Source organism: Phytomonospora sp. NPDC050363 (assembly GCF_040655735.1).
Classification (GTDB): domain Bacteria; phylum Actinomycetota; class Actinomycetes; order Mycobacteriales; family Micromonosporaceae; genus Phytomonospora.
In genome coordinates this window covers 107,275-128,046 of record NZ_JBFAKK010000006.1, presented here as the reverse complement: position 1 = coordinate 128,046, position 20,772 = coordinate 107,275, and the positions used below count along the sequence as shown (strand labels likewise).

20 protein-coding genes are annotated in these 20,772 nt (G+C 71.7%); 17 read left to right on the top strand and 3 right to left on the bottom strand.

What is annotated here, in order from left to right; genetic code table 11:
* The first annotated feature begins 120 nt into the window (after positions 1 to 120).
* Together AB0I28_RS17915 and AB0I28_RS17910 are read left to right on the top strand one after the other, a co-directional pair.
* Positions 121 to 1,152: a heme o synthase gene (locus AB0I28_RS17915; protein WP_357494503.1), complete on the top strand. Its 1,032-nt coding sequence runs from the start codon at positions 121 to 123 to the stop codon at positions 1,150 to 1,152.
* A gap of 18 nt (positions 1,153 to 1,170) precedes the next feature.
* Complete coding sequence (locus AB0I28_RS17910) at positions 1,171 to 2,043, top strand: hypothetical protein (protein WP_357494501.1); 873 nt, start codon at positions 1,171 to 1,173, stop codon at positions 2,041 to 2,043.
* Here the strand turns inward: AB0I28_RS17910 and AB0I28_RS17905 are convergent.
* Positions 2,040 to 3,191 carry a low temperature requirement protein A gene (locus AB0I28_RS17905; RefSeq protein ID WP_357494500.1) on the bottom strand — a complete coding sequence of 384 codons (1,152 nt, stop codon included), beginning with the start codon at positions 3,189 to 3,191 and terminating at the stop codon, positions 2,040 to 2,042. The two genes, AB0I28_RS17910 and AB0I28_RS17905, sit on opposite strands and share 4 nt — an antisense overlap.
* Before the next feature lie 128 nt (positions 3,192 to 3,319).
* On the opposite strand from AB0I28_RS17905, the gene AB0I28_RS17900 reads away from it, so the two are divergent.
* Positions 3,320 to 5,320, top strand: a complete 2,001-nt coding sequence (locus AB0I28_RS17900; RefSeq protein WP_357494498.1) for a hypothetical protein — start codon at positions 3,320 to 3,322, stop codon at positions 5,318 to 5,320.
* A gap of 31 nt (positions 5,321 to 5,351) precedes the next feature.
* On the top strand, positions 5,352 to 6,290 hold the full coding sequence (locus AB0I28_RS17895) for a superoxide dismutase (RefSeq protein ID WP_357494496.1): 939 nt from the start codon (positions 5,352 to 5,354) through the stop codon (positions 6,288 to 6,290).
* Between the two features lie 224 nt (positions 6,291 to 6,514).
* Here the strand turns inward: AB0I28_RS17895 and AB0I28_RS17890 are convergent, their stop codons facing one another.
* A complete protein-coding gene (locus tag AB0I28_RS17890; RefSeq protein WP_357494495.1) occupies positions 6,515 to 7,420 on the bottom strand; it encodes a nitroreductase/quinone reductase family protein in 906 nt (301 codons plus the stop codon).
* A gap of 306 nt (positions 7,421 to 7,726) precedes the next feature.
* Between AB0I28_RS17890 and AB0I28_RS17885 the strand changes: the two genes are divergently transcribed.
* The 13 genes from AB0I28_RS17885 (at position 7,727) to AB0I28_RS17825 (ending at position 20,336) form a co-directional block, all read left to right on the top strand.
* Entirely contained in the window at positions 7,727 to 8,527 is an 801-nt protein-coding gene (locus tag AB0I28_RS17885; protein WP_357494494.1) for a metallophosphoesterase family protein, read from the top strand.
* A gap of 89 nt (positions 8,528 to 8,616) precedes the next feature.
* Positions 8,617 to 9,357, top strand: a complete 741-nt coding sequence (locus AB0I28_RS17880) for an SDR family oxidoreductase (RefSeq protein ID WP_357494493.1) — start codon at positions 8,617 to 8,619, stop codon at positions 9,355 to 9,357.
* A 12-nt stretch (positions 9,358 to 9,369) separates the two neighbouring features.
* Positions 9,370 to 9,951: a TetR/AcrR family transcriptional regulator gene (locus tag AB0I28_RS17875; protein WP_357494491.1), complete on the top strand. Its 582-nt coding sequence runs from the start codon at positions 9,370 to 9,372 to the stop codon at positions 9,949 to 9,951.
* Positions 9,948 to 10,931: an NADPH:quinone oxidoreductase family protein gene (locus AB0I28_RS17870; RefSeq protein ID WP_357494490.1), complete on the top strand. Its 984-nt coding sequence runs from the start codon at positions 9,948 to 9,950 to the stop codon at positions 10,929 to 10,931. The genes AB0I28_RS17875 and AB0I28_RS17870 overlap by 4 nt, the downstream gene beginning before the upstream one ends.
* Positions 10,932 to 10,936: 5 nt before the next feature.
* Positions 10,937 to 11,662 (top strand): glucose 1-dehydrogenase, encoded by a 726-nt coding sequence (locus AB0I28_RS17865; protein WP_357495126.1) that lies wholly within the window; start codon positions 10,937 to 10,939, stop codon positions 11,660 to 11,662.
* A 112-nt stretch (positions 11,663 to 11,774) separates the two neighbouring features.
* Positions 11,775 to 12,521, top strand: coding sequence for an ABC transporter ATP-binding protein (locus AB0I28_RS17860; protein WP_357494488.1), 747 nt, complete (start codon positions 11,775 to 11,777; stop codon positions 12,519 to 12,521).
* A complete protein-coding gene (locus AB0I28_RS17855; protein ID WP_357494487.1) occupies positions 12,518 to 13,234 on the top strand; it encodes an ABC transporter ATP-binding protein in 717 nt (238 codons plus the stop codon). The genes AB0I28_RS17860 and AB0I28_RS17855 overlap by 4 nt, the downstream gene beginning before the upstream one ends.
* The gene (locus tag AB0I28_RS17850) at positions 13,234 to 14,112 is read left to right on the top strand and encodes a branched-chain amino acid ABC transporter permease (protein ID WP_357494485.1); all 879 of its coding nucleotides are present in this window, start codon (positions 13,234 to 13,236) and stop codon (positions 14,110 to 14,112) included. Before AB0I28_RS17855 ends, AB0I28_RS17850 begins: the two co-directional genes overlap by 1 nt.
* A complete protein-coding gene (locus tag AB0I28_RS17845) occupies positions 14,109 to 15,164 on the top strand; it encodes a branched-chain amino acid ABC transporter permease (RefSeq protein WP_357494483.1) in 1,056 nt (351 codons plus the stop codon). Before AB0I28_RS17850 ends, AB0I28_RS17845 begins: the two co-directional genes overlap by 4 nt.
* 5 nt (positions 15,165 to 15,169) lie before the next feature.
* A complete protein-coding gene (locus AB0I28_RS17840; RefSeq protein ID WP_357494481.1) occupies positions 15,170 to 16,435 on the top strand; it encodes an ABC transporter substrate-binding protein in 1,266 nt (421 codons plus the stop codon).
* 37 nt (positions 16,436 to 16,472) lie between these two features.
* Positions 16,473 to 17,537, top strand: a complete 1,065-nt coding sequence (locus tag AB0I28_RS17835) for a phosphotransferase family protein (protein WP_357494479.1) — start codon at positions 16,473 to 16,475, stop codon at positions 17,535 to 17,537.
* On the top strand, positions 17,513 to 18,724 hold the full coding sequence (locus AB0I28_RS17830; RefSeq protein ID WP_357494477.1) for an acyl-CoA dehydrogenase family protein: 1,212 nt from the start codon (positions 17,513 to 17,515) through the stop codon (positions 18,722 to 18,724). Before AB0I28_RS17835 ends, AB0I28_RS17830 begins: the two co-directional genes overlap by 25 nt.
* Positions 18,725 to 18,746: 22 nt before the next feature.
* Positions 18,747 to 20,336: an AMP-binding protein gene (locus tag AB0I28_RS17825; RefSeq protein ID WP_357494475.1), complete on the top strand. Its 1,590-nt coding sequence runs from the start codon at positions 18,747 to 18,749 to the stop codon at positions 20,334 to 20,336.
* On the opposite strand, the gene AB0I28_RS17820 is transcribed toward AB0I28_RS17825, so the two are convergent.
* On the bottom strand, positions 20,323 to 20,766 hold the full coding sequence (locus AB0I28_RS17820) for a thioesterase family protein (protein ID WP_357494473.1): 444 nt from the start codon (positions 20,764 to 20,766) through the stop codon (positions 20,323 to 20,325). The genes AB0I28_RS17825 and AB0I28_RS17820 overlap by 14 nt on opposite strands.
* Between the last annotated feature and the right edge of the window lie 6 nt (positions 20,767 to 20,772).

Genomic DNA, 20,772 nt, shown 5'->3' with positions numbered 1-20,772 from the left:
CGCGGGGGCGCTCACAGGGCCGTTCGGTGGACGGGGTGAGCACCTCGGAACATGTGGTGGGCGACATCGACCGGCCCCCATCGCCGCCACCGCGCGGCGTCCCACATACTCTCCTCTACGATGCGTAGACATGTCACGGCTGAACCCGGCGGCCTCCGGATGAGTCTCCTCTCCGATCCGCCCGTCGCCAGCGCCGAGCCCGCTGCTGGTACCGCCACGGACCCGTCGCCGTCCACCGCCACCGAGCCCACCGGCCAGGAGCGGACGTCGGCCAAGGGGGTCATCGCGGCGTACGCCTCGCTGATGAAGCTGCGCATCGTCGAGCTGCTCCTGATCACCACGGTGCCGGCGATGATGCTGGCGGCGCGCCTCCACCACGACGGCCTGCCGTCGCTGGGCGTCGTGCTGACCGTCGTCATCGGCGGCGCGCTCGCGGCGGGTGCCGCCAACGCGCTGAACTGCTACATCGACCGCGACATCGACCAGCTGATGCGCCGGACCTCGCGCCGGCCGCTGCCGCAGCACACCGTCTCGCCGCGCAACGCGCTGGTCTTCGGCCTGGTGCTCGCGGTGGTCTCGGTCGCGCTGATCTGGGCGACGACCAACGCCCTCGCGGCGCTGCTGACGCTCGGCGCGATCGCCTACTACGACCTCGTCTACACGCTGTGGCTGAAGCGGCGCACCGCGCAGAACACCGTCCTCGGCGGGGTCTGCGGCGCGGCGCCGGTCCTCATCGGCTGGGCCGCCATCACCGGCGACCTGAGCTGGGAGGCGTGGGTGCTGTTCGCGGTCGTCTTCTTCTGGCAGCCGCCGCACTTCTGGGCGCTGGCGGTCAAGTACCGCGACGACTACGCCGCCGTCGGCATCCCGATGCTCCCGGTCGTGGCGACCCTGCGCCGGGTGGGGCTCGAGTCGGTCATCTACGCGTGGCTGACCCTGGCGTCCTCGCTGGTCCTGTGGCCCCTGGCCGCGACGCCGCTGTACGCGGGTGTCGCCCTGGTCACCGGCGGCCTGTTCTGCCTCGAAGCGCACCGCATGTACGCACGTGCCCGCCGCGACGAGGACCTCAAGCCGATGCGGCTGTTCCACTGGTCGACGACCTACCTGACGCTGCTGTTCGTGGCCCTCGCCGTGGACACCTTCCTGATCTGAGTCGGGTAGGGTCCGCACGTGCCGAGATCTACTCACATCGCGCTGGCCACCTGCGCGCAGATCCCCGGACTCGACGCCGACGACAGGCTGCTCATCGAGCCGCTCGCCGCGCGCGGGGTGACCGTGACCGCCGCCGTCTGGAACGACCCGTCGGTGGACTGGGACGCCTTCGACCTGACGGTCGTGCGCAACACCTGGGACTACCCGTCCCACTACCGGGAGTTCGTCGCCTGGGCCCGCGAGGTCCCGCGCCTGGCGAACCCGGCGTCGCTGATCGAGTGGAACACCGACAAGCGCTACCTCGCCGAACTCGCCGATGCGGGCGTCACGACCACCCCCACCGACTGGTACGCCCCCGGCGAGGTGCCGCGCCTGGCTTCCGAGGGCGTCTGGGTCGTCAAACCGACCGTCTCGGCGGGCAGCCAGGACACCGAGCGCTACGACCTCTCCTGGCCGCAGAAGCGCGCCAACGCCGGCGCCCACGTCGCGCGCATGCACAGCGCGGGGCGGACCGCGATGGTCCAGCCGTACCTCTCGGCGGTCGACACCGCCGGCGAGACGGCCCTGCTGTTCTTCCGCGGCGAGTTCAGCCACGCCATCCGCAAGGGCGCGCTGCTCAACGGCAACCAGCTCGATGCCACCGGCCTCTACCTCATCGAGGAGATCACCCCGCGCGAGCCGTCGGCGGCCGAACTGGCCACCGCGCGGAAGGTCCTCGCCGCCATCCCCGGCGGGGCCGAGTCCGCGCTGTACGCGCGGGTCGACCTCATCCCGGGCGAGGACGGCGAACCGACGCTGCTGGAGCTGGAGCTGACCGAGCCGTCACTGTTCCTCGCACACCACGACGGCGCCGCCGAGAGGTTCGCCGACGCCGTCGTGTCGCTGCTCTAGAAACCCCGGTACTTCGCGCGCATGTCGACGACCACGATCGTGACGTAGCCGACGGCCAGGGCGGCCATGGCGGCCAGCCCAGAGCCGTACATGGCGACGGGTGTGACCGCCAGGCACCACACGATCCCCGCGGGGGTGGACCAGCCGACCCGCTCGTGGCGCCGCAGCCGGATCGCGGCGAGCACGAGCAGGAACAGCGCCGCGCCACCGCACAGCAGGATCGCCGGAAGCGGCTTGAGGTAGGTCTCGGGATGCCCGACGGTCTTCTTGATGCCGACCGCCATCAGCACGATCGACCCGACCAGCGGCATGTGCAGGTAGCTGAAGGCGTCGCGCGCGAGGTGCGCGCGGGCGAGGCCCCGCGCCTCGACCAGGGCGTGCTCGCCCCGCTCGGCCTCGGAGTCGAAATAGCGCCACCACATGGCGCACACGAGCACGATGGTCATCAGGCCCGCGGCGAGTTCGAGCCCGGTGAGGCTGGAGCCGTCGGCGGTCGCGCCGACGCCGATCGCGATGATCGACTCCCCGAAGGCGATGATCACGATCAGGTGGTGGCGCTCGGCGAGGTGCGAGGGGTGGACGCTGAACCCCTCCATGCTGCGGATGTAGGGACCGGCGTAGTAGATCGCCACCGCGAGCAGCCACAGCCACGCACGGACCTCGGTGGGCACGAAGGCGGCGATCAGGAACACCAGCGCGCCGATGAGGTTCGTCGGCGCCAGGCGCAGGATCGCCCTGCGGTTGAGCGTCCCGCCGGCGGAGGCGTACAGCACCGAGTGCAGCAGGACCACGATCAGGTTGCCGACGGCGAAGGCGACGGCGGAGGCCTCGAACGCGTGGGGAACCGACAGCGCCACGACCGTGAACGAGGCCATCGCGCCCAGTAGCACCAGTCGGGGGAGCAGGTAGTCGGTGGAGACGGCGTTGGTGAGCCAGGAGTAGGAGCCCCACGCCCACCACATCGCCATCAGCAGCAGCACCGCGTGCGACAGGCCCTGCAAGGTGGCGTTGTCCGCGAGCATCGCGGTGACCTGGGTGAACGCGAAGACGAACACCAGGTCGAAGAACAGTTCGAGGGTGGAGGCGCGGCGTTCGTCGGCGGCGGGAGCCTCGGCGGTGTCGCCGGCCGGGGTGGGGGCATCGGTCACCGGGGAATTCTGTGACGCCGGTGGGCTTTCGGCAAATCCCCGGACGGGCCGAGCACCCAGAGTGATCTTGGGGCGGAGGCCGCGTGTGCCCGTTGACGCAGGCCCCCGAGGTCCGATAGACCTCACCCATGCCTTTACGCCCCCTGCGGACCGCCGTCACCGTGCTCGCCCTCGCCGCCGCGCTCCTGGTGGCCCCCGGCGCCGCGCCCGAGGCTCTCGCCGAGCCGGCCGCGGCGGCGCCCGGCTGCGACCCGATCGACCCCGCCGCCTGCCTTTTGCCGTTCCCCAACGACTGGTTCACCGTCCCCGCCGACACTCCCACCGGCCGCCGCGTCGCGCTCTCACCCGAGGCGACGCCGCGCAACGCGCTCGGCAAGGCCATCGACCCGGCTGCCTGGAACCTCTCCGACGGCTTCTCGCCCGGCTCGATGATCCTCGCCCGCGTGCCCGGCCTCGACCTGCCCGCGACCGGTGCCGCCCCCGTCACCGACATCGGCCGCTCCCTCGACCGCGACGCGCCGATCGTCCTCCTCGACGCCGACACCGGCCGCCGCCACCCGTACTGGGCCGAACTCGACGCCAACGCCACCGCCGAGAGGCGGTCGCTGATCGTGCGGCCCGCGAAGAACCTCGCCGACGGCCACCGCTACGTCGTCGCCCTGCGCGACCTGCGCGCCGCCGACGAGTCGCCCATCGCGCCCGGCGAGACCTTCACCCGGCTCACCGGCCGCACCCTCCCGAAGGACGACCCCCTCCACGACCGCCAGCGCGCCCTCAAGCCCGTCCTGCGCGACCTCTCCCGCGCCGGCGTGAGCACCCAGGGCCTGCACCTGGCATGGGACTTCACCGTCGCTTCGACCGAGTCCACCACCGGCCGCCTCACCCACATGCGCGACGAGGCCCTCGCCGGCCTCAACGGCGGGGCACCGGCCTTCACCGTCACCTCCGTCGTCGAACACACCCCCGAAGAGGACCCGCGCATCGCCCGCGAGATCAGCGGCGAACTGCCCGTCCCCAACTACCTCTCCCAGCCCGGCGGGCCGCCCGGCTCGACCCTCCGCCTCGACGCCGCCGGCGTCCCGCAGCGAAACCCCGGCGACTTCGTCAAGGCCCGCTTCCTCTGCGTCATCCCGCACACCGCCCTCACCAAGCCCGCACAGGCCTCCCTCTACGGCCACGGACTCCTCGGCCGCGACACCGAGGTCCGCGCCGGCAACGTCAAGGCCATGGCCGCCGAACACGGCTTCGTCTTCTGCGCCACCCGCTGGATCGGCATGGCCGACGAGGACATCCCCTTCGTCGCCGGCGTCTTCGGCGACCTCTCCCACTTCGCGGCCGTCCCCGACCGCCTCCAGCAGGGCATGCTCGCCTTCCTGTTCCTCGCCCGCGCGCTCGCCCACCGCGACGGCCTCGCCGCCCACCCCGCGTTCCGCAACGCCGAGGACCGGCCCGTCTTCGACCGCCGCAAAGGCGTCACCTTCGACGGCAACAGCCAAGGCGGCATCGCCGGCGGCGCCCTGGTCGCCGTCTCCACCGACGTCGAACGCGGAGTCCTCGGCGTCCCGGGCATGAACTACTCGACCCTGCTCAACCGCTCCGTCGACTTCCAGCCCTTCCAGCAGATCATGGACCTCGCCTACCCCGACAAACTCGACCAGCAGCTGATCTTCGCGCTCCTGCAGATGCTCTGGGACCGAGGCGAGGGCAACGGCTACGCCAACCACCTCACCACCGACCCGCTCCCCGGCACACCGCGCCACCGCGTCCTCATGCACGTCGCCTTCGGCGACCACCAGGTCGCCACGGTCGCCGCCGAAGTCGAGGCCCGCACCATCGGCGCCCGCCTTCACACGCCGGCACTCGCCCCGGGACGCAGTCCGGACGCCGAACCCTTCTGGGGACTGCGCCCGCTGCCGTGGTGGCCGCACACCGGGTCGGCGATCGTCATGTGGGACAGCGGAGCACCGGCACCGCCGACCACGAACACCCCGCCGTACGCCGGCGAGGACTCCCACGAAGACCCGCGCGCCGACGCCGCCGCCCGGGTGCAGAAAGCCTGGTTCCTCAAATACGGACTCGTCGTCGACGTCTGCGGCGGGCGGCCCTGCGCCGCCGCGCCCGTCGGCTGACACCGGCACCCGAAACGGAAGGCTGGACACCGTGACCGACGACCGCTCACTGACCCGACGCACCCTCATCTGCGCCGCCACGGCGGCACCCGCGGCCGTGCTGCTCGGCTCCGGGCCCGCACAGGCGGGCGGACGGCACCCCGAGACGATCGCCCTGCCCGACGGCTGGCGGCCCGAGGGCATCGCCATCGGCGGCCACCACGCCTACGTGGGCTCCCTCGCCGACGGCTCCGTCTACCGCGCCGACCTGCGCACCGGTGAGGGGCGCGTGCACGTCGACGGGCCCGGCACGGGTGTGGTCGGCCTCCACCTCGACCGGCGCGGGCGGCTCTTCGGTGCCGGCGGCGCCACCGGAGAGGGCCGCGTCTTCGACGCCGCCACCGGTCGCACGCTCGCCACCTACGCGCTCGCGGCGAGCACGGCGACCTTCGTCAACGACGTCGTGGTCACCCCGTGGGCGGCCTACTTCACCGACTCGGTCTCGCCGTTCTTCTACGAGCTGCCCTTCGGGCCGCACGGCCGGCTCCCCGCTCCCGAGCGGGTCCGGCGCGTCCCCATCACCGGCGACTTCGTCTACGACACCGGTTTCAACGCCAACGGCATAACCACCACGCCCGACGGGCGTGCCCTGCTGATCGTGCAGTCCAACAAGGGCCTGCTGTACCGGGTCGGACGCGACGGGCTCTCGCGCACCGTCGACACCGGCGGCAGCGGGCTGACCATGGGCGACGGGCTACTGCGGGACGGGCGGACCCTCTACGCCATCCGCAACCGGGCCAACGAGGTCCTCGTCCTGCGACTCGACCACAGCGGAAACGAGGCCGACCTGCTGCGCACGATCACCGACGAGCGTTTCGACGTGCTGACGACCGCCGCTCGCCACCGCGACCGGATCTACTTCGTCAACGCCCGCTTCGACACGCCGCCGACCCCGCAGACCACCTACAACGTGGTGGCCGTCGACCGCTGAGCGGCCGGCCGAGCCGTTGCCGAGGAGACGGCGGTTCGGCCGCCGGGGCAGGTGGGCGGAGGGCGGTCTCTTCGGCCGATGGTGACCATGGCGGCACCTGCCGACGGTGGGCGTCCTGGGTCGCAGGGGACGGCCTTGGCCGTGGCGGTCGTCGGTGCCGATCTCGGGCACGCCGAATCGCCGTTTCGTCAATTCCGGCGAAACGGCGAAACGGCCCTATCGACTCAAGGGATCTGCGGTGCGGGTCCCAGGGTGTTCAGAGCGTCGACGATGGTCCATTCCTCATAGTCGAAATGCGATTCGAGGCGGGTGGCGAGCACGTCGAGTTGCTCGCGGAGTTCCGCCGGATCGGTCTCTCCCGGCGTGTATCCCTCGACGAGTTCGGCGATGCGCTCCTGAATGCTCGCGACGACCTTGTGCTCCTCGCCGAGCCTTTCCAGAGGGCCGGCCAGATCCGGGAAGCGCGCCGCCAGCGCGGGGAACCCGCCGCGGTCCTCGCCGGTGTGGTGCTGCTTCAATGCCGCGCAGAAGTCGAGGCAGTGGGTGCGCATCCGTCGGCCGAGGTCGGGCGTCCCGCCGGTGAGGCCGCCCTCGCCGCCTTCGGCGAGCGCGTCGGCCTGGCGTCGCAGATCGGCGAGTTCGGCGCGCAGCCAGTCGTGGCCCTCGACGATGAAGTCGCCGAGCCCGCGGACCCGGTCGGCGCCGGGCGAGTCGTCGATCCGGTGCAGGACCACCACCGGGATGATCCTGCTGGTCCCGGCCTGGTAGTCGGCGTAGCCGGGGGCCTGCCGGAGCACCTGCTCCCACAAGGGTTCGCGCTCGACGACCGAGGGCACGGCGGCGATCGCCTGGTAGGTCTCGGTTCCCGTCTCGACGGTCACCACGGGGTTGCGGCGGATGTTGTGGTACCAGCCGGGATGGCTGTCGGCGCCCATGGCCGAGGCCACGACGACGGGCCTGCCGCCGACGTGCAGGTAGCCCAGCGGGGTGGTGCGCCGCAGGCCGGTTTTGGCGCCGATCGTCGTCAGCAGCGCCAGCGTGGAGCCTTCGAACATGCCGCCGACGCGTCCGCCGTTGGCGCGGAACTCGTCGATGACCCAGGCCTGGAAATCATTGATCCGAGCAGACATGTATTCCTTTCAAAGGTGAAAAGGGGTCACTCAAGGACGCCTCGCGAAGAGGCGCACATGTGTGTCAAGAGTTATCGTGACCGGTGAAAGAAGGGCACCTTGCCCTGGATATGTGGGTACCCCGAACACGAGAGACGTCGAAACGCGTCGATCTCAGTGCCGGTGAAGCAATACCTCCAAACCCACTCCGCCCCACCGTTTCCGCATGGCGGAAAGGGTGCGAGCTCGGCGGAACAATAGCATGCGCCGAGTGGGCGCGGCAAGGTCGACTCCGGCGGCGCCGCGCCGCGGTGGGACCATGTCGCGATGCATCCCCGTCTCGAACGCATCGCGCTGATCTCCGACGTGCACGGCAACCTGACCGCCCTCGAAGCCGTCCTCGCCGACATCGGGGCCCGGGGCATCACCCGGATCTTCAACCTCGGCGACTACGTCGGGAAGGGACCGCGCGGCCGGGAGGTCATCGACGTCTGCCGTGAGCGCTGCGAGGTCAACATCCTCGGCAACTGGGACGACTTCCTGCCCGACCCCGGGCGCGACTTCGACAGCGAGTCCCTGGCCTGGTGGCTGGCCCAGCTCTCCGAAGGACAGGGGGAGTGGCTGCGCTCCCTGCCCTTCAGTCACGATTTCGTGGTCAGCGGACGCCGGATCCGCCTTTTTCACGCCTCGCCGACCACCGTGCACCGCCGCGTCCACTTCGACCACCACGAGGCGGAGTTCCTGGAGATGTTCACCAACACCCCCGCGACCGGCGACGGCCCCGTCCCCACTGTCGTCGGCTACGGCGACACCCATGACCCCTATTACGAGGTCGACCGTGAGCGCCGCACCCTGTTCAACACCGGCAGCGTCGGCAACAGCCTCGAAGATCCCACACCCGTGTACGTGATCCTCGAAGGCGCCGTCGACTCCATGGCCGAGGCGCCGTTCTCCATCCAGTTCGTGCGCGTCCCCTACGACGTGGACGCCGAGCTCGCCTTCGCCAAGTCGGCCGGCATGCCGCAGTTCGACGGCTACGAGGCCGAACTGCGCCACGGGATCTACCGGCGCGACTTCGCCTCCGGCGCGGTGCCCGCCTACCACCGGCGGGAGCCGGCCGCCTCGTAGACCGCTTCGCCCGACGGTTCGAGTCTCGTGCCGAGCGTGCTTCCGTGCTACCGTCCAACGACAAACCGACTGGACGGTATGGAGGTCGCGTGCGCAGGTTCGAGGGCAGGGTCGGTCTGATCACGGGAGCGAGCCGGGGCATCGGTCTGGCGATCGCGCGCCGGCTGGTGGCGGAGGGCGGATCGGTGGTCATCACCGGCCGCGACGAGGAGACCTTGCGGGAGGCGGTCGCCGGACTCGGCGAGGCGAACGCCTCGGGAGTGGCCGGACGAGCCGACGACGCCGAGCATCGCGCCGAGGCCGTCGCGCACGCCGTGGAACGCTTCGGACGTCTCGATCACCTGGTCAACAACGCCGGCATCAACCCGGTGTGGGGCCCCCTGACGGGCCTCGACCCGGCGGCCGCCCGCAAGATCTTCGAGGTCAACGTCCTCGCCGCGCTGGAGTGGACCCGCGACGCCCTCGCCGCCGGAACCCTGCGGTCGGTGGTGAACATGTCCTCGATCGCCGGCACCAACGCCGGCGGCAACATCGCCTTCTACGGTGTCTCCAAGGCCGCGCTGATCAACCTGACGGTCCAGTTCGCCGCCGAACTGGCACCCGCCGTCCGGGTCAACGCGCTCGCGCCCGCCGTGGTCAAGACGAGGCTGTCGAAGGCGCTCTACGAAGGGCGCGAGGACAAGGTCGTCAAGGCCTATCCGCTCGGCCGCCTCGGCGAGCCCGACGACGTCGCCGGGCCCACCGCGTTCCTGCTCTCCGACGACGCCGCCTGGATCACCGGGCAGACGATCCTCGTCGACGGCGGCGCCGCGCTGCGGCCCACTGGGTGAAAGATGGGTGCCATGAAGACCACTAACGTCGCCGACCAGGTGCTCAAGGCCGCGCTGGACCTTTTCTCGACCCAGGGGTACGCCACCACGAGCGTGCAGCAGATCGTGTCGGCCGCCGGTGTCACGAAGGGCGCGCTGTACCACTACTTCACCTCCAAGGACGACCTGCTCTTCGCGATCTACGAGCGGATGCTGTCGCTGCAGAAGGCGCGCCTCGACGAGATCACCGCGCGGGGCGGTGCCGCCGTCGACGTCGTGCGGGCCGTGTGCGAAGACGTGGTGGTCACGTCCATCGACTTCCTGCCCGAGGGGACCGTCTTCTTCCGCAGCCAGCACATGCTGACCCCGGAGCGGCAGAAGGAGGTCAAGCGGCGCCGGCGGGAGTACCACGACGAGTTCGCCGCCCTCCTGGTCCGCGGCCAGGCCGAGGGCTCCTTCCGCGACGACGTCCCGGTGTCGGTCCTCATCGCGCATTTCTTCTCCGACGTGCACTACCTGTCCCACTGGTACTCCTCCGACGGGCCCGAGGACAAGACCGAGGTGGCCCGGCAGCTCACCGAGCTGTTCCTGCGAAGCATCCGGAAGGAAACATGAGCCAGACGATGCGAGCCTGGCGGGTGACCGCGCACGGCGAACCCGAGAAGGTCCTCGCCCTCCACGACGTCGACGTTCCCACTCCCGGCCCCGGTGAGGTCCTGATCCGGGTCAGGACGGTCGCGGTCAACTTCCCCGACGTGCTCCTCGCGCGCGGCCAGTACCAGGTGCGGCCCGAGCCGCCGTTCACGCCGGGGGTCGAGCTGTGCGGCGATGTCGTCAAGCTCGGTGAGGGCGCCGCGGGCGTCGCGGTGGGGGACCGGGTCGTCGGCTCCAAGATCGGCGTGCTCGCGGAGTACGCGTCCGTCCCGGCCGCCGCCGTGCACCCCGCGCCCGCCGGACTCGACGACGCGGCCGCCGCGTCGCTGATCATCGCCTACCAGACGGCGTGGTTCGGCCTCCATCGCCGAGCCGCGATCCGGCCGGGGGAGACCCTGCTCGTGCACGCCGCCGCGGGCGGAGTCGGCACCGCCGCCTGCCAGCTCGGCGCCGCCGCCGGCGCGAAGGTGATCGGCGTGGTCGGCAGCGCCGCCAAGGTCGAGGTCGCCAAGGCCGCCGGTGCCGCGGAGGTCTACCTGCGCGACCAGGACTGGGTCGCCGAGATCAAGCGGACGCACGGGTCCGTCGACGTGGTCTTCGACCCGGTCGGCGGCGCGGCCTTCGAGGGCTCGGCGCGCTGCGTCGGATTCGAGGGCCGCATCGTCGTGGTCGGCTTCGCCGGCGGGGACCTGCCCCGGATCCGCGCCGACCACGTGCTGGTCAAGAACTACGGCGTCCTCGGCCTGCACTGGGGTCTCTACCAGCAGCGGAACCCCGAACTCGTCGAGGAGGCGCACGCCGAACTGGTCCGGCTCGTCGACGAGGGCGTCGTCCGGCCCGTCGTCGGCGATGTCGTGCCCTTCGAGCAGGCGCCCTCGGCGGTCCAGCGGCTCGCCGACGGGACGACGACCGGCCGCGTTGTCGTGCGGGTCGCCGGGTGACCGACATGCGCGGGCGCGTGGCGATGGTGACGGGCGGTTCGCGCGGCATCGGCGAGGCCTACGTGCGCGCGTTGCACGCGGCGGGCGCCCGCGTCGTGATCGCCGACGTCCTGGTCGAGGCCGGTGAGGCGCTGGCCGCCGAGCTGGGCGAGGGCGCCCGTTTCCGGGAGCTCGACGTGACCGGTGAGGAGGCGTGGAGCGACGCGGTCGCCGAGACCGTCGCCTCGTTCGGGACCGTCGACGTGCTCGTCAACAACGCCGGGATCGCCAACTCCGCGCCGATCGAGCACTTCACGCTGGAGAAGTGGAACGCCGTGATCGCGGTGAACCTCACCGGGACTTTCCTCGGCTGCCGCGCCGTCGTGCCGACGATGAAGGCCGCCGGGCGCGGCTCGATCGTCAACATCTCGTCCGTTGAAGGGCTGCGCGGAAGCGTCCGGCTGCACGGGTACACGGCCTCGAAGTTCGCGGTGCGGGGGCTGACCAAGTCCCTCGCCGTCGAGCTGGGGCCCTCGGGGATCCGGGTGAACTCGATTCACCCCGGCATGATCCGCACCGAGATGACCACGCGCATCGATCCCGAGCGGCTCGCCGTACCGCTGGGGCGGCCGGGGGCCGTCGGCGACCTCACCGGTGCGCTGCTGTTCCTCGCCAGTGACGCCTCGGCGTATGTGACCGGTACGGAGATCGTCGTCGACGGGGGCATGACGACGGCCATTCCGCACGCCTGACCAGCGCGCACACCGGACCGGGGATTCTTCCCGGATTCCCGGGCCGCGAACATACCGTCCGGTCGGTATCTCCGCTACAGTGACCCTACTCCGACACGAAGAGGTGCCGAGTATGACGACGACATCACCGCCCGACGCGGTGCCCCGGCTAGAGGTGAGCGGCCTCGAAGTCGCCTTCGGGGGACTGACCGCCCTCGACGACGTGTCGTTCACCGTCGGCGATGGTGAGACCGTCGCCCTCATCGGCCCCAACGGCGCCGGCAAGACCACGGCCTTCAACGCCGTGTGCGCCCTCGTCCGGCCCCGCAAGGGAACCGTCCGCATCGCCGGGCGGCCCGCGCCCTCCTCGGCCACCGGCCTCCTGGCCGCCGGCGTCTCCCGCACCCTCCAGGGACTCGGCCTCTTCGAGCGGATGTCGGTACTGGAGAACGTCCTCGTCCCGCTCTCCAGTCTCCGCGCACCCGCCGCCGAGCGGGCGGAGAAGGCCCGCGAGGTCCTCGCCCGCCTCGAACTCGCCCCGCTGGCCGCCCGCCCCGCCGGGACACTGCCCTACCCCGAGCGCAAACGCGTCGCCTTGGCACGAGCACTCGCCACCGCGCCCGGACTGCTCCTGCTGGACGAGCCCGCGGGCGGGCTCGGCGCCGCCGACATCGAGTCCCTCGCCGCCACGGTCCGCGAAGTCTCCGGCGGCGGCTGCGCGGTCCTGCTCGTCGAGCACCACGTCGACTTCGTCATGGACATCGCCGACCGCGTCGTCGTCCTCGACTTCGGCCGGGTCATCGCCTCCGGCACCCCCGACGAGGTCCGCGGCGACCCCGCCGTCGAGGCCGCCTACCTCGGGCTGGAGGCGAGCTCGTGAGCAACCTGACCATCGAGCGCCTGACCGTCGGCTACGGCGACGGCGCCCCCGTCCTCGACGGTCTGAGCCTCGACGTGCCCGACGGCGCCGTCCTCGCCCTGCTCGGCGCGAACGGCGCGGGCAAGACGACGCTCCTGCGCGCACTGACCGGACTCGTTCCCGCCCGCGCCGGCCGCGTGACCATCGGCGGCGCCGACCTGACCGGCCTGCGCACCGAGGAACGCGTCCGGCGCGGACTCTCGCTCGTACCGGAAGGACGCAGCGTCGTCGTCGAACTCACCGTCGACGAGAACCTCCGCCTCGGCGCCCTGTGGCGCCACCGCGGGCCCGCCCGCCGCACCGCCGTCGCCGAGATGTACGAACTCTTCGAGCCGCTGGCGCGGCGGCGCGACGCCGTCGGCCACACCCTCTCCGGCGGCGAGCGCCAGATGCTCGCCCTCGCCCGCGCGCTCGTCTCCCGGCCCGACGTCCTCCTGCTCGACGAGCCCTCGCTCGGCCTCGCGCCGCTCGTGGTCGCGCAACTGCTCGGCGTCCTGCGCGACACCGCCGCCCGCACCGGCCTGACCGTCCTGCTCGCCGAGCAGAACGTCACCGGCGCCCTCTCGGTCGCCGACCGCGGCGTTGTGCTCTCCCTCGGCGAGGTGGTCGCCGACCGGCCCGCCGCCGAACTCGCCGCCGATCCCGCCCTCCGGCACGCCTACCTGGGGTTCTGATGGACCGACTCGTCTTCCTCCTGTCCACCGGCCTGGCCCGCGGGGCCGTCCTGGCCCTCTTCGCGCTCTCCCTGGTGATCGTGTGGCGCTCGGCCCGCGTGGTGAACTTCGCGCAGGCCGCGATGGCGATCGTCGCGGTGTACGCCGCCTTCGCGATCACCGCCGCCTCGGGCTCCTACTGGCTCGGACTCCTCGGCGCGCTGACCGCCGGAGCCGTCCTCGGCGCCCTCGTGGAGCGCGGGCCGATGCGGTTGGTCCCGCACGACACCCCGCTACCCGGCATGATCGTCGCGATCGGACTGGTCATGGTCCTGCAGTCCGGACTGGCCATCGGCTTCGGACCCGACCACCGGCCCATGCACGCGCCCTTCTCACAGCGCCCCTTCCTGCTCGGCGACGTCCCCGTGCTGTCCCCCTACGACCTGTTCGTCCTCGCGGTCGCCGCCGTCGTGATGACCGTGCTCGCCCTGCTCTTCACCAAGACCTCGCTCGGGCTGCGACTGCGGGCCGCGGCCTTCGCCCCCGAAACCTCCCGCCTGCTGGGCGTGCGGGTCCCGCGCCTGGTGACCGTCGGCTGGATGCTCTCGGTCGCCACCGCCGCCCTCGCCGCGCTCCTGCTCGTCCCCACCGAGCTCGGCCTCAACCCGCACGCCGCCGACCTGCTGTTCGTCGACGCCTTCGCGGTCGCCGTCGTCGGCGGACTCGACTCACCCGTCGGCGCGCTGGTCGCCGGGATCATCGTCGGCGTCCTCGGCAGCCTCGTGACCGGCTACGTCTCGGCCTCCGCCGCGCCGCTGGCGGTCCTGGCACTGCTCACCGTCGTCCTGCTCGTGCGCCCCGGCGGAATCTTCGCCGCGAGGGAGGCACGAACCGGATGAGCCCCACCGCCAAGACCACCCTGCGCGCCCTCGCGCTGACCCTCCTCGCCATCGCCGCCACCTTCGGCCTCGACCCCTTCCGCAACTACCAGCTCGCCGTCGCCGCGGGCTGCTTCGCCGCCGTCGCCGGACTGACCGTCCTGGTCGGCCTCACCGGACAGCTCTCCCTCGGCCACGCCGTACTCATGGCCGCCGGCGGCTACGGTTACGCCATCGCCGCGACGGCGGCCGCCGAAGCGCTCCCGGAGTCCCTCGCCGAGTCGGGCGTCATCCCGCTCCTGGCCGGCCTCGCCGGTGCCGCGCTCGCCGCCGGCGTCCTCGGGCTCCTCCTCGGTCTCGCCGCCGCACGGCTGCGCGGCCCCTACCTCGCCGGCCTGACGCTGGCCCTGGTCATCGCGCTGCCCTCGGCGGCCAACGTGATCCCGGCCCTGTCAGGCCACCAAGGGCGAAGCGCGCCCTTCTTCGGCGTCCCCGACGCGCTCTCGGCGCTCATCGTGGTCGAGCAGTGGCACGCCTGGCTGGCGATCGTCGTCGCTGCCGTCGCCGTGACACCTCTGGTCGTCCTGCGCGGCGGGCGCGCCGGACTGCGCATGCGCTCGGTCCTCGGCGACGAGACCGCCGCCCGCCTCGCCGGCGTCGACCCGAGACGCGTCAAGACCGGCGCGTTCACCGCGAGCGCCCTGTCGGCCGGGCTCGGCGGCGCCGTACTGGCGATCGCGACCCAGTCGGTCAGCCCCGGCGCCTACGGTCTCGGCTTCTCCCTGCTGCTCGTGGTCGCCGCCGTCGTCGGCGGTCTCGGCAGCATCGGCGGCGCCGCGGCCGGGTCGGCGCTCGTGGTCGTCCTGCCCTGGCTGGTCGACCAGCTCACCAGCGCGCTCCCGGCCGGTTTCGGCCAGCGCCTCAACGGCACCCTCGCCGTCCTGCTCTTCGGCGTCGTCGTCATCGCGGTCACCGCCGCGTGGCCGGGCGGCCTCGCCCACCTGCGACACCGCCTGCCATGGCCGGCGAGGACCGCCGAGCCCCCCGTGCCCGTCCAGAACACAGAGAGGTGATCGGAATGCACGCCCCCTTGAAGAGGACGGCCCTGCTGGCCGTCACAGGCGCCCTGGCCGTCTCCGGCCTCACCGCCTGCTCCACCCCCGACGACGCCGAAGTCCCAGGCGTCACCAAGGACAAGGTCACCATCGGCAGCCACCAGCCGCTGACCGGCCCCGCCGCCGCGGGATACGCGTCGATCTCGGCCGCCACCAACGCCTACTTCCAGTACGTCAACGACAACGGCGGCGTCAAGGGCCGCAAGATCGAGTACATCGTCAAGGACGACGGCTACAACCCCGCCAACACCCAGACGGTGGTCCGCCAGCTCGTCGGCGAGGACAAGGTCTTCGCCATCGTCAACGGACTGGGCACGCCCACCCACTCCACCGTCCTCGACTACCTCTCCCAGCAGAACGTCCCGGACCTGTTCGTCGCCTCGGGCTCCCTCACCTGGAACCAGCCCGACAAGTACCCCAACACCTTCGGCTTCAACGCCGACTACGTCACCGAGGGCGCCGCCCTGGCCAAGTACGCCGTCGAGAAGAACCCCGAGGCGAAGGTCTGCGTGTTCGGCCAGGACGACGACTTCGGCGAGGGCATCCTCAGCGGCGTCGAGTCGGTCGTCGGCGCCGAGGGCGTCACCTCCGCCCAGACCTACTCCACCTCCAGTGAGGACGTCACCGCCCAGATCGGCGCCATGAAGGAGGCCGGCTGCGAGGTCAACATCCTCGGCACCATCAACGGCTTCACCGCCCGCGCGATCGGTACCGCCGCCCAGCTCGAATGGTTCCCCCGCTGGCACGTCTCCTCCTCCGGCGGCGACTACCCGACCCTCGTCGGCTACCTCGGCGAAGAGGTCGGCCCCGCCCTCCTCGAAGGCATGGTCAGCGCCAACTACCTGCCCTTCAGCCCCGGCGGCGAATGGGTCACCCTCTTCACCGAGATCAACACCAAGTACAACGGCGGTGCCCCTTTCACCGGGAACACCGTCTACGGCATGAGCGTCGGCTACCTGTTCGCCGAGGCGCTCGCCGCCGCCGGACAGGACCCGACGCGCGAATCGCTCATCGCGGCCCTGGAGTCGGGATCCCTGGTGGGCAACGGCATCGTGCCGCTGTCCTACAGCGCCACCGACCACTCCGCCTTCCGTTCCGTCGGGATCACCCTGGTCGGCAAGGGAGTGCAGGACTATGAGGGCACCACGTACAGCGTCGCCGACGGCGCCGTGACACCCGTGGAGGCGAAGCCCGCCCCGCCGGTGAACGGCGGTATTCCGGGTAAGTGACACCGCACGCTCGACCGGCACGACGAAAGGGCGGTCCATGACCGAGGTGAACGAAGCGAACGAGGTCCCGGGGCTCGACGTGAACGGGCTCGGCCGATGGCTGGCCCGGGAGCACCCGGGCCTGTCCGGCGGCGGCCCGCTGACGGCGGCGCTGATCGACGGCGGGCGCAGCAACCTCACCTACCGGGTCGACGGCGCCCGCGTGCCACTGGTCGTGCGGCGCCCGCCACTGGGCCACGTGCTCTCCACGGCGCACGACATGCGCCGCGAGCATCGCGTCATCTCGGTTCTGCGGGGGATCATCCCCGTGCCACCCACCGTCGACGTCGTCGACGACACCGAGGCCGGCGAGGTCACCGGAACGGTCTTTTTCGTCATGGAGCACGTGCCGGGAGAAGTGCTGTCCCACCCGGACAAGAACGCCGGCTGGACGCCGGGCGGTCTGCACCGGCTGAGCATCGAGATCGCCGAGGTGCTGGCCGATCTCCACGCTGTCGACCCGGCCGAGGTCGGGCTGGCCGACTTCGGCCGGCCTGAGGGCTACCTCGCCCGGCAGATGAAGACCTGGAGGCGTCAGTACGACGCCTCCAGGTCCCGGGAGCAGCCAGCCCTCGACTCCCTCCAGGAGCGTCTGGCCGCGTCGGTCCCCGACGACGGCGGGCGCACCGGCGTCGTGCACGGCGACTACCGGATCGACAACATGCTCGTCGCCGGCCCGCCCGGGGAGCCGCGCATCGCCGCGGTGCTCGACTGGGAGATGGCCACCCTCGGCGACCCGCTGGTCGACCTCGGGATGCTCGGCATGTACTGGCACATCGGCGAACTGGCCGGCGGCCAGGTCGCCTCGGGCTCGATCGTGCCCGGCGCGGGCTACCCGGAGTTCGGCGAGGTCGTCGACGCCTACGCCGCCCGCGCGGGGATCACCGTCCCCGACCTGGCCTGGTACCGGGCCTTCGCCTGCTACAAGCTCGCGGTGATCCTCGAGGGGATCCACTTCCGCTACACCGGCGGGCAGACCGTCGGCGAGGGATTCGACAAGATCGGCGCCCTGGTGGCGCCGCTGGCCGAGGAGGGGCTGTGGATTTCCAGCCGGACGAGGTGACCCGGGCGCGCTCCGAGGAGGTGCGGGCCTTCATCGACGAGCACGTCCTGCCGGCTGAGCCGGCACTCGAGGAGGAGGTGGCCGCCACCCCTGGCGAATGGACCACCCGCCCGATCGTGCGGTCACTCCAGAAGAAGGCCCGCGACCGGGGACTGTGGAACCTGTTCCTGCCTCCCGGCCCGCACGGCGTCGAGGGCGGGCTGACCAACCTCCAGTATGCGCCGGTCGCCGAACTCACCGGCCGCAGCCCGAGACTGGCGCCCATCGCCATGAACTGCGCCGCGCCGGACACCGGGAACATGGAACTGCTCGCCCAGTTCGGCACACCCGCCCAACGCGAGGAATGGCTCGAACCACTCCTCGACTGCCGGATCCGCTCGGCCTTCTGCATGACCGAACCCGCCGTCGCCTCCTCCGACGCCACCCGCATCGAGACCGAGATCCGCCGCGACGGCGCCGACTACGTCATCTCCGGCCGCAAGTGGTTCGCCACCGGCGCCATGAACCCCGACTGCGCGATCTTCATCGTCATGGGCAAGACCGACCCCGGCGCCGACCGCCACCGCCAGCAGTCCATGGTGCTCGTCCCGCGCGCCACCCCCGGCGTCACCGTCGTACGCCCCATGACCGTGCTCGGCTACGACGACCGGGACCACGGCGGCCACGCCGAAGTCCTCTTCGAAAACGTCCGGGTGCCCGCCGACGCCCTCATCGGCGGTGAAGGCGACGGCTTCGCCATCGCGCAGGCACGCCTCGGCCCCGGGCGCGTCCACCACTGCATGCGCGCCCTCGGCATGGCCGAACGCGCCCTCGACCTCGTCCGCGCCCGCGCCAACGAACGCGTCGCCTTCGGCGGGACCCTCGCCGAGAAGGGCGTCGTGCGCACCTGGGCCGCCGAATCCCGCATCGACGTCGAGGCCCTGCGCCTGCTCGTGCTCAAGACCGCCTGGCTCATGGACACCGTCGGCAACAAGGCCGCCATGACCGAGATCCAGGCCATCAAGGTCGCCGTCCCCCGAGCCGTCGAACGCATCCTCGACCGCGCGATCCAGCTCTTCGGGGGCGCCGGACTCTCCCAGGACACCCCACTCGCCGGGATGTTCGCCGCCGCCCGCTCCCTGCGGCTGGCCGACGGCCCCGACGAGGTCCACCTGGCCGCGCTCGGCAAGGCCGAACTGCGGCGCTGACCCCTCCCGGAAGGAACGAGCCATGCACCACCCGCCCGACCCCGCCATGGACGGCGCCGGCCACGGCACCCTCTCGATCGCGAACATCCTCGCCGAGACCGCCCGCCGCAAGCCCGCCCGCCCCGCCCTGCACTTCATGGGACAGACCATCACCTACGGCGCCCTCTGGGAGCAGACCCGCGCCTACGCGGGAGCCCTCGCCGCACGCGGGATCGGTGTCGGATCACGGGTGGCGATGGTCGTGCCCAACGTCCCCGACTTCCCCCGCGTCTACTACGCCGCCCTCGCCCTCGGCGCCGTCGTCATCCCCGTGCACCTGCTGCTCAAGACCGACGAGATCGCCTACGTCCTCGAAGACTCCGGCGCCGAACTCCTCGTGGTCGCCGCGCCCCTGCTCGCCGAGGCAGCCCCCGCCGCCGCCCGGACCGGAGTCCCGCTGGTGACCGTCCTGGCACCCGAGGGACTCGCGATCGGCGGCGCGCCCGTGCCCCGCCTGGAGGCCGAGGCCGCCGTCGCCACGCCCATCGAACGGCACGTGCCGGTCAACCCCCTCGCCGCCGCGACCGTGCTCTACACGAGCGGCACCACCGGCACCCCCAAAGGCGCCGTCGGCTCCCACCTGGCGATGATCGAACAGGTCCACTGCTCCCTCATCGACTCCTTCGACATGGTCGTCGACGACGTCATCTTCGGCGGCCTGCCCCTCTTCCACTCCTTCGGGCAGATGGCCGTGCTCAACATCGGCTTCCGGCGCGGCGCGGCGATCATCCTCCAGCCCCGCTTCGATCCCGACGAGGCGCTCGCCCTCCTGGTACGGCACAAGGCGACCGTGTTCACCGCCGTGCCCACGATGTTCGCCGGGATGGTCGCCGCCGCCGCGAACAACCCCGAGCGGCCGCCGCTGCGCTTCGCGGTGTCGGGTGGGGCGTCGCTGCCGCCGGCGCTGCTGGAGGCGTTCGAGAAGGCCTACGGCGCCGAGGTCCATGAGGGCTACGGCCTGACCGAGACGGCGCCGTCGTGCAGCTTCAACCCCATGTCCGAGCCGATCCGGCCCGGTACGGTCGGCCGTCCCATGTGGGGCGTCGACGTCGCGGTCGCCGAGGCCGAGGTCGAGGGCCGCATCGAGCTGCTCGACGAGCCCGCCGCCCTCGGTGAGATCGTGGTGCGCGGCCACAACCTCATGAAGGGGTACCTCGGGCGGCCCGAGGCGACGGCCGCCGCGGTGGTGGACGGCTGGTTTCGCACCGGCGACCTCGGCACGATCGACGCCGAGGGCATCATCACCATCGTCGACCGCAAGAAGGACATGATCATCCGCAACGGCTACAACGTGTACCCGACCGAGGTCGAGGCCGTCTTGGCCAGATACCCCGGAGTCGCGCTGGGCGCGGTGTTCGGGCTGCCGCACGAGGTGCACGGGCAGGAGATCCACGCCGCCGTGGTGCCCGCCGAAGGCGAGACGGTCGTGCCCGCCGAGGTCGTGGAGTTCATGAAGGCGACCGTCGCGAGCTACAAGTACCCGCGGGTCGTGCACGTCGTCGACGAGCTCCCGATCGGGGGCAGCGGCAAGGTCCTCAAGCGGGAGCTCGTCGAGCTTTTCAAGAACCGGTAGCGACCGTCAGCCGCGCGGACACCGCCGCGCGGACGGACTCCGGGATCGGGACCGGGCGGCGCGCCGCCCGGTCCACGAACACGTGCGTGAACGAGCCGAGTGCGAGCGGGCCGATGCGGTCGGGAGCACCCCGGCGCAGGATCGCCAGATCCCAGGTGAGGCTGGTCCGGCCGAGACGCTCCACGGCGATGTCGACCTCCAGTTCCTCCGGGAAGGAGGCCGCCTCCAGGAAGCGGCACCGCGAGGCCGCGCACAGCCCGATGACCTCGCCGGCCGGTTCGAGTCCGGCCTCGCGGATCATCCAGGCGTTCACGGCCGTGTCCATCGCCTCGTAGTAGACGGTGTTGTTCATGTGGCCGTACTGGTCGTTGTCGTTCCAGCGCAAGGGGAACAGGTGGCGGACGGGCTCGCGGTCGCCGGGCGTCGTCATGGATCC